This is a genomic window from Kribbella deserti, assembly GCF_042434725.1.
In the GTDB taxonomy this organism is placed as follows: Bacteria; Actinomycetota; Actinomycetes; order Propionibacteriales; family Kribbellaceae; genus Kribbella; species Kribbella deserti.
Window position 1 is genome coordinate 111028 of sequence record NZ_JBHLTC010000018.1, and the last position, 11971, is coordinate 122998.

An 11971-nucleotide genomic window follows, 5' to 3' on the forward strand; every position below is an offset into this window, starting at 1 on the left:
GATCCCGAACTACTGGGCCGAGCGCGGGTACGCCGTTCTGGAGGTGGCTCCGCGCGGCAAGCTCCCCGCGTCGGCGGGGCATGGCCGGGAAGGGGCAGGGAACGGGGATGCCAGCAGGTGGAAGGGTTCGGGGCAGGCGTGATGGCGATAGACCTTGCGGGGACAGCGCGTGCCGACGGCCTCCACTGCCTCGCCGGATGGAACCTGGACGACCGGTACGGGCGCCATGCCGGATAGTCCCAGTGCCGAATGGGCCGAGGGCGGTCGGAACTGGGCGCCGGATGTGGAGCCGAAAGTCGACGGCACGTCCCGCTGACGTACACCGCCTAAGCGCAGGGGCCGCCGGCAAGCAGTGCGTCGGCGTCGCGACAGCCAGTACGCCGGCCGAGCTGGACTACGTCGAAATCCAGTGACCGGCGTGCGTCGAGAAAATCGTCGGTGGCGCCTCGTACTCTCGGTAGCAGTGCTGGGACGTCTGCCAACGGGGAGCCATGCCGAACCACAGTGACAAGCCGCAGGGACCACCTGCGCGCCGACCGAAGCGCCTGAGACCGCGCCGCCCTTGGTGGTGGCGCGGTCTGGCAGGTCTGCGGTCGATGCTGACCGGTGGCCTGGCCTCGCTGATCGTGCTCGCGCTCACGTTCTGGATCCTGCCGCAGGTCAGCAGCGAGGGCGCGCTGCCGCTGCTCCGGCTGGTGGTCATCTTCGCGCTGATCGGCTTGCTGATGCGCTGGGTGCTGACCGGTGTCGCGATGCTGATCGGCTCGGTCGGCGTGCTGATCGGCGGGGTGCTGTCGCAGTTCGCGGTGGTGTACCTCGGCATCCGGCTCGACCCGGGCATCCGGCTCACCGGTGGTGTCGAGGTGGCGGTCGTGGTGTCGATCGTGATGTCGTCGATCAGCGCCCTGGTCGCCTGGATCGCGTACGCCGGCAGCGAGGACGCTTATCTGAACGAGATGCTGCGCAGCGCCCGGCGCTCCGGCCGCCGTCTCCCGCCGGCGCCGCGAACCGGCCTGCTGATCATCCAGCTCGACGGCCTGTCCGCGCCGTTGCTGAACTGGATGGTGATGTCGGGCAACCTTCCACATCTCGGCGGCTGGATCCGTACCGGCAGCCATTCGCTCGTGCCCTGGCATACCGGCATCCCGTCCACGACTCCTGCCAGCCAGGCCGGCATCCTGCATGGCGGTTCGGGCCAGATCCCAGCCTTCCGGTGGTACGAGAAGGACTCCGGCCGGATCATCGTGACGAACCGGCCCCGCGACGCCGCCGACATCGAGACCCGGATCAGCAACGGCCGGGGCCTCCTCGCCGACGGTGGCGCGAGTATCAGCAACGTGTTCTCCGGCGATGCGCCGACCTCGCTGCTGACGTTCAGCCGGGCCGCCCTGCCGACCGGGCGCACCCGCGGTTACGTGACGTTCTTCTCCAGCCCGCAGGGATTCGCCCGCGGACTGGTGCTGACCATCGCCGAGATGGTGAAAGAGCTGCACCAGGCCCGGCGGCAGAAACGCCTGAAAATCTGGCCACGCGTGCATCGCGGCGGGGCCTATGTGCTGCTGCGGGCGGTCAGCAACGTGCTACTGCGCGATCTGAACGTTTCGCTCATCACTGAGCAACTGGTCAAGGGCACGCCGGTGATCTACTGCGACTTCATCGACTACGACGAGGTCGCGCATCACGCCGGTCCGACCAGGCCCGAGTCGCTGCAGGCCCTCGAAGGGCTGGACCGCGTCGTCGGTGGGCTGCAACGCATCATCGACATGCTGCCGCACGACTACGAGATCGTGATCCTGTCCGACCATGGCCAGAGCCAGGGCGCGACGTTCCAGCAGCGCTACGGCCGGACCCTGACCGCCGTCGTGGACGAACTGCTCGAGGGCAACGTCGAGCCGGTCGGCGCGACCAGCCGGGCGGAGGACTGGGGACCGGTCAACGGCTTCCTCACCGAGCTGTGCACGCGCGGTTCGGTGGCCGGCTCGGTCACCCGCCGGGCGCTGCGCAGCGCGTCGGACGGCGACATCGAACTCGGCCCGGCCGAATGCGAAGGGCGTCTCCCCGTCGATGACCAGGCCGTCGTGATCGCTTCGGGCAATCTCGCGATGGTCTATCTGGCGGATCGTCCGGGCCGGATTCCGCTGGAGGAACTGGCTGAGCTGCAGCCGAGGCTCGTGCCAGGCCTGGCGCAGCACCCAGGCGTCGGGTTCGTCGTGGTGGACACGCTGGCCGACGGCCCGGTCGCGATCGGCCGCGCCGGGGTGCACGTGCTGAAGTCCGGGCGGATCGAGGGCAAAGACCCACTCGCCGTGTACGACGACCCGGAGCTGGTGCCGTCGTTGCTGAAGCAGTCGGCCATTCCGCACGTCGGCGATGTCGTCGTGATCAGCAGGATGGACCAGCACACCAACGAGGTGGCCGCGTTCGAGGAGCTGGTCGGCTGCCACGGTGGCGTTGGCGGCTGGCAGACCCAGGCCGTGCTGGTGCACCCGAGCCGCTGGACCATCGACAAACCGCTGGTCGGCTCCGACGCCGTGCACGAGGTGCTGGTCGGCTGGCTGGCGGAGCTCGGCCAGCGCGTCGACTCCGCTGGTGCCGCCACTGATCCCGCTCAAGCTGATCCCGCCCAAGCTGATCCCGCTGAGCCCGAGATCGAGCCGGTCGAAGCCGGGGTGGTGTCGTGAAGCTGAGCTGGTGGGGCCACGCGACCACCACGATCGACGTCGACGGCACGCGCCTGCTCACCGATCCCGTGCTCACCTACCGGCTGGCGCATCTTCGGCGGCGGCGAGGGCCGGTGCCGGTGCCGGCGGCGGGTCATTGCGACGCTGTACTGATCTCGCATCTGCATTCCGATCATCTGCACCTGCCGTCGTTGCGGCTGGTCTCACCGAAGGCGACGTTTGTGGTGCCGCGCGGTGCCGCCCGGTTGATCAGTCAGGTGTGCGGTCCGTCGTACGGCGAGCGTTGCGTGGAGGTCACCGCGGGGGAGAAGGTGCGGATCAACGACCTCGACATCACGGCCGTGCCCGCGCATCACGACGGCCGCCGCCATCCGTGGGCCGCGTTGCGGGCTCCGGCGCTCGGCTATCGCGTGGACGGTTCGCCCAGCGTCTGGTTCGCGGGCGATACCGACTTGTTCGAGGAGCTCAATAGCCAGATCGGACCGGTGGACCTGGCTCTGGTTCCCGTCGGCGGCTGGGGTCCGAACCTCGGTCCGGGCCACCTCGACCCGGTCCGGGCGGCCGAGGCCGTTCAGCGGGTGGGCGCCCGCGCCGCCGTACCGATCCATTTCGGCACGTTCTGGCCGGTGGGATGCGATTGGTTGCGCCCGGAGTTGTTCCTGCCACCGGGCGAACGGTTCGTCACGGCGATGGCCGAGCTCGATCCGCAGGTGCGGGTCGATCTGCTGGAACCAGGGGATACCACGGAGGTGCTGCACGCGTGACGGACTTCGGTCTTTGGTACCTGGTGGCACTCGCGGGCGCCGTCTTCCTCGGCGCGGTGGTGCCGGTGGTGCCGACGGGAGCGGCCGTGTCCGCAGGTGCCGTGCTGGCGATGCACTCGTCCCCGATCGGCTTGGTCGGCGTACTGATCGCGGGCGCGGGTGGCGCGTATCTGGGTGACCTCGTGGTGTACGCCGCCTGCCGCGCCGGTGGCGAGCGCCTGGCCCGTCGCGTCGGCTGGCTCCGCAACAGCGCTTCGCTGGCGGCGCTCCGCGAGAGGCTGGCCGAGCATGAGGTGAGCGTGCTGCTCACGTCGCGGCTGGTTCCGGGTGGTCGCGTACCGGTGTTGTTGTCGGCCGGGCTCGCGGGGTATCCGTGGCATCGCTTCGCCGTGGTCGACCTGTCCGCCTCGGTGCTGTGGGCAGCCGTCTACATGGCGATCGGGTTACTCGGCTCGGTCCTGTTCGACGAACCGTGGGAAGGCATCGTCGCCGCGGTGGTCCTCGTCGCCCTCACCACCATCATCAGCAGCTGGCTGCAATCCCGCCGTCGCGCCCACAACCCACCCCCACCAGCCCCGGCTGAAACCCCCGCCGAAGTCTGACCCACCGCTCCACCCGCGGGGACGGGTGGGGCAGGTCGGGATGGGGTGTGCTGCGCCGCCTTGCGGCGTTCCGGCTCGGGCGACGGGCCGCTGGACTGGGGACACGTTGTGGGGGCCTAGGTGCCGAAGTTGGCGGTGCGGAGGGCCTCTACGGCGGGTTCGGGGCCGTCGAAGGTGACGTCGGCGACGGCGCCTCGGCCGAAGCAGAAGAGCACCAGCTCGGCCGGATGGCCCGTCACCGTGACCGAGCCGGCGGCGGTTGGCTTGTGGGCGACCACCTCGGCACCATCCGGCCGGCGCAGTACCACTCCGGTCGGCGCGTTGCGCACCATCGGGCGCACGCTCAGCCGCAACTGCCCCCACATCTCGTTCTGATGGGCCGGCTCCAGCTCGCGCGGACCGGCCTCGGCGTCGATCCGGCGAACGTCCTCGTGGTGCACGAAGTACTCGATCACGTTCAGCTTGCTGCCCAGCACCGGCAGCGAGTAGATCGAGAACGTCGGCGGCCCGTTGCGGACCTTGTCGACCAGTTCGGTGAACGTCCACCGTTCCTTCACCTGGGCCGAACGCTTGGCCGTGGTATCGGCCAGCGCGGAGATCATGATGCCCGGCCCGGCGACCGGATCGGCCTCCCGCACGTACAGGTGCACCGCGAGATCGTGCGTGGTCCACCCCTCGCAAAGCGTGGCTTGATCCGGCCCCACCTGATCGAACAGGTCACAGAGCGCGCGTCGTTCGGTCCGGCTGTAGTCGGTCACGAAACGAATCGTAGTTGTCGGTCGGTGGTGGCAGAATGGCGATCGTTGTCAGGTTCTAGGAAATCGTTCACCCCTGACTCCTGCTTGTTCGTGCCAGCTCGTTCGTTCCAACCGAGGAGTGCCTGATCGTGCGGCCACCCACCGTCCCCGCCGCCGGGAGCGTGACCCGGCGCGGGTTCGCGGTCCTGCGGGTCGCCATCTACGAAGAGCCCTGGGTGTTCGCCTTCTCGGTCGCCGCCAGCGTGCTGTACGGCGCGATGACGGTGGCCGACGGCTGGGCGCTCGGCTGGGCCACAGATCACGTGATCCGGCCCGCGTTCGAGCGCGGTGAGACCACCAAGGGCGCGCTGCTGTCGCTGGTCGCACTCTTCCTGGGGATCGCGATCCTGCGGGCCATCGGCGTGGTCGGCCGCCGGATCGGCGCCGGCATCATGCAGTACCGCCTGCAGGCGACGTACCGCCGTCGCGTCACCCGGCAGTACCTGACGCTCCCGCTGTCCTGGCACCACCGCAATCCGACCGGTCAGCTGCTGTCCAACGCGAACGCCGACGTCGAGTCGATCTGGTTCGTGATCGCGCCGCTGCCGATGGCGGTCGGCGTGATCGCGATGCTGGCCTTCGCGACCGTGGCGATGTTCGCCGCCGATCCGATTCTGGCGTTGGTCGGCTGCCTGGTCTTTCCGCTCGTCTTCCTGGCCAACGTGGTCTTCCAGCGCACGCTGCAGCCGCTTGCCACCCGTGCCCAGCAGCTGCGGGCCGACGTGTCCGAGGTGGCGCACGAGTCGTTCGACGGCGCGCTGGTGGTGAAGACGCTGGGCCGCGAGGCCGCCGAGACCGAGCGCTTCCGCAAGCCGACCCACGCGCTGCGCGAGGCGAACGTCGCCGTGATGAAGGCCCGCGGCATGTTCGACCCGTTCATCGAGGGCCTGCCCCGGGTCGGCGTACTGGCCGTGCTGCTGGTCGGTGTCGGCCGGGTTCGCAGCGGCTCGGCCGACGCCGGTGACGTGGTGCAGGTCGCGTTCCTGTTCACGCTGATCGGATTCCCGATCCGGGCCCTCGGCTGGGTGCTTGGTGAACTCCCGCGCAGCGTGGTCGGCTGGGACCGGGTCCAGCGCGTGCTGACCGCCACCGGCGGCATGGAGTACGGCGACCGGCACCTGCCCAAGTCCGGCGCCGCCCGGGTCGAGGTCGAGAAGCTGCGCTACGGATATCTCCCCGACCGGGACGTGCTCACCGGGGTGGAGTTCGGCATCGACGCGGGCAAGACCGTCGCCGTGGTCGGTCCGACCGGCTCAGGCAAGTCCACGCTGACCACCTTGCTGACCCGCCTGGTCGATCCCGACGAGGGCGCGGTCCGGGTGGACGGTATCGACGTGCGCGAGCTGGCCCGGGACGACTTGGCCGGGTCGGTCGCGATGGTGGGCCAGACGGCCTTCCTGTTCGACGACTCGATCCGCGGCAACATCACGCTCGGCCAGGACTTCGGCGACGAGGACATCTGGGACGCGTTGCGCATCGCCCAGGCGGACGCGTTCGTGAAGTCCCTGCCGGAAGGCCTGGACACCACCGTCGGCGAGCGCGGTACGACGCTGTCGGGTGGCCAGCGCCAACGCATCGCGCTGGCCCGCGCCCTGGTCCGGCGACCGCGCCTGTTGATCCTGGACGACGCCACCAGCGCGATCGACCCTGCCGTCGAGGCGCGGATCCTCGCCGGCCTGCGCAGCGCCGTACAAACCGCGCAAAACGGACAAGGCGAGGGCGACGCCGGCGGCGCGGACACCACCGTGCTGGTGATCGCGTATCGCAAGGCCACGATCGGCCTGGCCGACGAGGTGCTGTTCATGGCGGACGGCCAGATCGCGGATCAAGGCACGCATGCCGAGCTGCAACAGCGTTCCGAGGCGTACCGCGATCTCGTGGACGCCTACGAGAAGGACGCCGCCAGACGCGCGGAAGAGGCCGCCCAGGCGATCGAGGACGAGGAGGAGTCGGCATGAGCGCCACTCCGCACGAGGCCAGCAGAGTCGACGCCGGAGACGCGGCGGGCGGTTTCGCCACCCTGCGCCAGGGACTGCGCGTTTCGCCAGAGCTCTCCGAGGGCTGGTGGATCACCGGGCTGCTCGCGCTGCTGATGACGGCCGGCCGGATCGTCATCCCGATCGCCGTGCAGAAGTCCATCGACAACGGCCTGTCCGGCCCGGGCGGTCCCGACCTGTCGTATGTCGCCTGGATGTGCCTCGCGTGCGCCGCCGGCATCCTGCTGACCGGCTACGCGTCGTACCTGACGACCGTGCGGCTGGCCCGCAACTCCGAGCGCGGTCTCGCCACGCTGCGGCTGAAGGCCTTCCGGCACGTGCACGACCTGCCGGTGCTCACGCAGAACACCGAGCGTCGGGGCGCCCTGGTCAGCCGGGTCACCTCCGACGTGGACACGGTGTCGCAGTTCCTGCAGTTCGGCGGCTTCATGTTCCTGGTCAGCATCGGGCAGATGCTGCTGGCAACGGTCGTGATGTTCGTCTACTCGTGGCAGCTCGCCTTGGTGGTGCTGATCTGCTTCGCGCCGCTGTTCTTCAGCCTGAACTACCTGCAGAAGCTGATGTCCCGGGCGTACGGCGTGGTCCGGGCCAAGGTCGGCGAGATGCTGTCCGCCGTGGCCGAGCCGGTCGTCGGCGCTCAGGTCGTGCGCTCGTACGCGATCGAGAACCGCACCCAGCAGCGCATCGACAACTCCATCGAGGCCTATCGCAAGACCGCGACCAAGGCGCAGACGCTGACCGGCGTGACGTTCTCCATCGGCGGTATCGCGGCCGGTCTGGCCAACGCGGGTGTGCTCGCGGCGGGCGTGCTGCTCGGCGTCGACGGCCAGGTCACGATGGGCGAGGTGCTCGCGTTCATGTTCCTGGTGGCGCTTTTCTCGGACCCGGTCCAGCTCGCCACCCAGGTGCTGACCGACGCCCAGAGCGCGCTGGCCGGCTGGCGCCGCGTGCTCGGCGTCATCGCCACCCCGGCCGATGTGGTGGACCCGGGCGAGTCCGGCGTACATCAGGCCCGCGGGCCGGTCACGGTGGAGTTCGCCGCGGTCGACTTCGGTTATCCCGAGGGCGATCTTGTACTGCGCGACGTCAATGTGCGGATCGCGCCGCACCAGCGGGTCGCGGTGGTGGGGGAGACCGGTTCCGGTAAGACGACCTTCGCCAAGCTGCTGACCCGGTTGATGGATCCGAGTTCGGGTGAAGTGCTGCTCGACGGTGTCGACGCCCGGCAGATCGCGTTCGCGTCCTTGCGCGAGCGGGTCGTGATGGTGCCGCAGGACGGGTATCTCTTCGACGCGTCGCTGGCGGAGAACGTGCGCTTCGGCCGTCCGGAGGTGACCGACGCGCAGCTGCTCGCGGCCTTCGCCGATCTCGGTCTGGGCGACTGGCTCGAATCGCTGCCGGACGGTCTGGACTCGCCGGTCGGCCAGCGCGGTGAATCGCTGTCCGCCGGTGAGCGCCAGCTTGTCGCCCTGGTCCGCGCCAACATCGCGGATCCGGATCTGCTTGTGCTCGACGAGGCCACCTCGGCCGTCGACCCGGGCACGGAGATGCGCATCAACGCCGCCCTCGAACGGCTGATGACCGGCCGGACCTCGGTCACGATCGCCCACCGGATGTCGACCGCCGAGGCCGCCGATCTGATCCTGGTCTTCGCCGACGGCCGCATCGTCGAGCGCGGCTCGCACGCCGAACTGGTCGCGGCCGGAGGCGTCTACGCCGGCCTGCACACCAGCTGGATCTCCCAACGCGACGCCGGCTGACCGCCTGCCTTAGCCGGCGTGCCCGCCCAGAGCGTCTAGGTCGCCGAGGTCGGCCAGCACCTCCGCGGCGGGCCGGCCAGGCGGCGCGACCGCGGTGAGGCCACGGATGTAGGCGGTCATCACCAGCTGGAAGTACGTCCCACCATCGACCGGCGGCAGGCCGGCCTGCGCCGCGGTGAGTACCTCGTCGGCCGCCATCAACCCATACGCGTGTTCCAGCTCGCGCCGGAACGGTCCGTCGATGTACGGACGATGGCGTTCCTCCGCCGCCGTCAGGCTGATCCCGAGCATGGCCACCGTGCCCGACAGCATCACTGCCACCTCCGGGCTGTAACCGCGCCGCCCCAGCGCCTCGATCGACTCCCGCTGCAGCCGTACGCCGGACCGGTCCCGCGGAAACAACGACTGCATGTACGCCGCCAGCCCCGGATGGTCGAGCGTGAAGGCCCGTACCTGCTGGGCGAGTGACAGCAGGTACCGCGCCGTACTGGCCGTCGGGTCGTCCGTGATGTGCAGTTCGGCGAGTACCGATTCGCCCACCAATCGCTCGAGGCCGAGCTTGCCGTCGATGTGCCGGTACAACGCCGTCGGTGAGACCCCGAGCGCATCGGCCACGCCGTTCACCGTGAGCGCGGCCAGCCCGAGCCGCCGGCCTTCGCGAAGGATGTCGTCCAGCGAGATCTGAGCCCGCCGACCGCCGGTTCGCGGCCGCCCTGACTTGTCTGCCACTCGTCCTCTTTCCCGCTTTGACCCTAAGTTAGGGTATTAACTTAGACGGACCGTCACCAGCGGCCCACGTTTTGTCACCTATCGACCTTTGGAGGTCATTCTCGTGACTGATCGCCGCCCTACCCGGAGAAGTGTGCTGAAGGCCGCCGGCGGAGTCACCGCCGCCCTCGGTCTGAGCGGAGGCAGCCTGCTGGCGACCACCGCGACCGCGAGCGCCGCCGGCGATGGTTTTGGCCTGCGGATCGTCGACCGCAACGAAAGCGATCCGCGGATGAAGTACTACCGCTTCGCCACCGACGCGATCGAGTGGGACCCGGGCGTCAACGTCCTGCTGCCCGACGGGTACGACAGTGGCCGCCGGTATCCCGTGCTCTACCTGTTCCACGGCGGTGGCACCGATCAGGACTTCATCACCTTCGACCGCCTCGGTATTCGCCAGCTGACCGCGGGTAAGCCGATCATCGTGGTGATGCCGGACGGCGGCCACGCCGGCTGGTACTCCAACCCCGTGCACTCCAACACCGGTCCCCGTGACTGGGAGACGTTCCACATCCAGCAGTTGCTGCCGTGGATCGAGGCCAACTTCCGGACCTTCGCGGAGTACGACGGCCGCGCGGTAGCCGGTTTCTCGATGGGCGGATTCGGCGCCCTCAAGTACGCCGCGAAGTACTGGGGCCACTTCGCGTCGGTCAGCTCGCACTCGGGCCCGGCCAGCCTGCGCCGCGACAACGGCCTGGTCGTGCACTGGGCCAACGTCAGCTCGGCCGCGCTCGACCTAGGCGGCGGTTCGGTCTACGGCGTGCCGTTCTGGGACGAGAACCGCGTCACCGCCGACAACCCGGTGCAGCGCATCGAGAGCTACCGCAACAAGCGCGTCTTCCTGGTCGCCGGCACGAGTCCCGACCCGATCAACTGGTTCGACACCGCGAACGAGACCCAGGTGCTGGCCGGTCAGCGCGAGTTCCGGGCCGCCCTCGGTCGCGCCGGCATTCACCACGAGTGGCACGAAGAGCCCGGTGGTCACTTCGTCCGCCCGCACCTACTGGCAGCGGACATCGACGGCGCGATCGCCCGCCTCCGCAAGGCCTGACCGCGACCGGCTGACATTTGGTGAGACGTGCGGGGTTTAGGACCTCGAGGGTCGGGCACGGGGGTGGCTCACCGTAATCGAGACGAGGAGTTACTCGTGCTTACCCTGACGGAGAACGCCACCCTGGTCATCAAGAGCATCACCGGCATCGACAGTGCGCCGGACGGTGCGGGGGTTCGCATCTCCCAGGACAGTCCGGCCAGCCAGGCGCTTGCCATCACCACGACCGAGGCCCCGCAGCCGGGGGACCAGGTGGTCGAGGACAACGGCGCCCGGGTCTTTCTCGAGGAGGTCGCCGCGCAGACCTTGGATGACAAGGTGCTCGACGCGGCGGTCGACGAGCAGGGCGGCGTCGAATTCCTGCTGGTGCCGCAGCCGGGCCAGGGCCGTGAGAACGGCGTAGCCCCGGTCTGACCCAGACCCGAAGCTCGAACCCGTAAAAGCTTGACCCGAAGGACCCTTGTGCCCACCGAGCGCAAGGGTCCTTCGCCTGTTCAGCCTCAATTCACAGCGTTCAGGCCGTCGGGAGGCGCCGGATCGCGCGCATCTGCGGCAACGCCGTGAAACCGGCCGACTGGTACGTGGCGACCGCGCCGGTGTTGAAGCTCGGCGTGTGCACGGTGGCCTCGGACGCACCGAGTTCGCGAAGCGCCGCCGCGGCCGCAACCGTGATCGCCTGGCCGTATCCCACCCCACGGAAATCCCGATGCACGCCCATCGGCTCCAGAATGCCGGGCCGGCCCGGACCAGCCGCCCAAACCGTCACCGCCGCCACGGCATGACCCGCGCCATCGCGTCCGAGCAGACAGCGCGCATCGCCGTACGGCGCACCGGCGGCCATCGCGTGCCATCGTTCATCGGTGAAGGTGGAACCGTCGAAGGCAGAGCGCTGAACCGCCGTACGCTCCGCGGCCGTCTCAACCGTCACCACCTCGATCGAAAGACCCGAGTCTTCCACCGGCTCGGTTAGATCCCGCACGAGCGGCTGCCACGGTTCGTCCAGCTCCCAGCCGTCCAGCGCGAGCAGGATCTCCCGCACGGGCGAACCCTCCGGTACGTCCACGAAGGCCTCGCCCGGGCTCACCGCCTCAGCGGATCCGGCGGCCAGCGCCTCGGCCAGTACGGCGTCACCTTGTAGCTCGGGATCGATCGCGAGACGCAGGTACTCCGGTTCGTCCAGCAGGCCCATCGCGACCACCTGGCCGTCGCGCCGCCAGACCCGCAGGGCGTTCGCCGTCCGCTCCGGGCCGAACCGCCAGAACCAGCCCACGTCGCCGGAGTGCAGTTGCGCGGGTTCACCCGTGCGCTGCCAGCCGGCCAAGATCGTGGAAAGCCCGGGCAGGTCGTCGACCCCCGGCGTACTGCATTCGATCGCCATGGGCCGATCCCACCAATCACCGCCCGGCAAAGCAACTCGGTTAGCCTCAACGCCATTCGGCTAGGCCGCCGGGTTTGTAGTGGCAAGGGCTCAGATCGTGACGTGGATGGTGGTGGGTGGGTGGGTGGGGCGCCTAGCGACTAGGCGACCGCTGCGGCATCCTGCGACGTTTC

Annotated in this window: 10 protein-coding genes; 7 read left to right on the forward strand and 3 right to left on the reverse strand. The window is 69.3% G+C overall.

The window, feature by feature from the left end; genetic code table 11:
• The first annotated feature begins 596 nt into the window (after positions 1–596).
• The 3 genes from ACFFGN_RS13900 to ACFFGN_RS13910 are packed head-to-tail and all read left to right on the forward strand — an operon-like array spanning position 597 to position 4047.
• On the forward strand, positions 597–2681 hold the full coding sequence (locus ACFFGN_RS13900; RefSeq protein ID WP_380047302.1) for an alkaline phosphatase family protein: 2085 nt from the start codon (positions 597–599) through the stop codon (positions 2679–2681).
• Entirely contained in the window at positions 2678–3445 is a 768-nt protein-coding gene (locus tag ACFFGN_RS13905; RefSeq protein WP_380047304.1) for an MBL fold metallo-hydrolase, read from the forward strand. The genes ACFFGN_RS13900 and ACFFGN_RS13905 overlap by 4 nt, the downstream gene beginning before the upstream one ends.
• The gene (locus tag ACFFGN_RS13910; protein ID WP_380047306.1) at positions 3442–4047 is read left to right on the forward strand and encodes a DedA family protein; all 606 of its coding nucleotides are present in this window, start codon (positions 3442–3444) and stop codon (positions 4045–4047) included. Before ACFFGN_RS13905 ends, ACFFGN_RS13910 begins: the two co-directional genes overlap by 4 nt.
• A gap of 116 nt (positions 4048–4163) precedes the next feature.
• On the opposite strand, the gene ACFFGN_RS13915 is transcribed toward ACFFGN_RS13910, so the two are convergent.
• The gene (locus ACFFGN_RS13915) at positions 4164–4805 is read right to left on the reverse strand and encodes a TIGR03085 family metal-binding protein (RefSeq protein ID WP_380047308.1); all 642 of its coding nucleotides are present in this window, start codon (positions 4803–4805) and stop codon (positions 4164–4166) included.
• Between the two features lie 128 nt (positions 4806–4933).
• Between ACFFGN_RS13915 and ACFFGN_RS13920 the strand changes: the two genes are divergently transcribed.
• Complete coding sequence (locus tag ACFFGN_RS13920; RefSeq protein WP_380047310.1) at positions 4934–6802, forward strand: ABC transporter ATP-binding protein; 1869 nt, start codon at positions 4934–4936, stop codon at positions 6800–6802.
• Entirely contained in the window at positions 6799–8601 is a 1803-nt protein-coding gene (locus tag ACFFGN_RS13925; protein WP_380047313.1) for an ABC transporter ATP-binding protein, read from the forward strand. The genes ACFFGN_RS13920 and ACFFGN_RS13925 overlap by 4 nt, the downstream gene beginning before the upstream one ends.
• 9 nt (positions 8602–8610) lie before the next feature.
• Here the strand turns inward: ACFFGN_RS13925 and ACFFGN_RS13930 are convergent, their stop codons facing one another.
• Entirely contained in the window at positions 8611–9330 is a 720-nt protein-coding gene (locus tag ACFFGN_RS13930) for a TetR/AcrR family transcriptional regulator (RefSeq protein ID WP_380047315.1), read from the reverse strand.
• 103 nt (positions 9331–9433) lie between these two features.
• On the opposite strand from ACFFGN_RS13930, the gene ACFFGN_RS13935 reads away from it, so the two are divergent.
• Positions 9434–10420: an alpha/beta hydrolase gene (locus ACFFGN_RS13935; RefSeq protein ID WP_380047317.1), complete on the forward strand. Its 987-nt coding sequence runs from the start codon at positions 9434–9436 to the stop codon at positions 10418–10420.
• A gap of 96 nt (positions 10421–10516) precedes the next feature.
• Positions 10517–10834, forward strand: coding sequence for a Fe-S cluster assembly protein HesB (locus tag ACFFGN_RS13940; RefSeq protein WP_380047319.1), 318 nt, complete (start codon positions 10517–10519; stop codon positions 10832–10834).
• Positions 10835–10934: 100 nt separating this feature from the next.
• Here ACFFGN_RS13940 and ACFFGN_RS13945 read toward each other — a convergent pair whose 3' ends face one another.
• Positions 10935–11798, reverse strand: coding sequence for a GNAT family N-acetyltransferase (locus ACFFGN_RS13945; RefSeq protein WP_380047321.1), 864 nt, complete (start codon positions 11796–11798; stop codon positions 10935–10937).
• Between the last annotated feature and the right edge of the window lie 173 nt (positions 11799–11971).

Excerpts from the sequence above, each read along its gene's own strand:
- ACFFGN_RS13900 (WP_380047302.1), top strand. The coding sequence starts at position 597 with ATGCTGACCGGTGGCCTGGCCTCGCTGATCGTGCTCGCGCTCACGTTC.
- ACFFGN_RS13945 (WP_380047321.1), bottom strand. The coding sequence starts at position 11,798 with ATGGCGATCGAATGCAGTACGCCGGGGGTCGACGACCTGCCCGGGCTT.
- ACFFGN_RS13925 (WP_380047313.1), top strand. The coding sequence starts at position 6,799 with ATGAGCGCCACTCCGCACGAGGCCAGCAGAGTCGACGCCGGAGACGCG.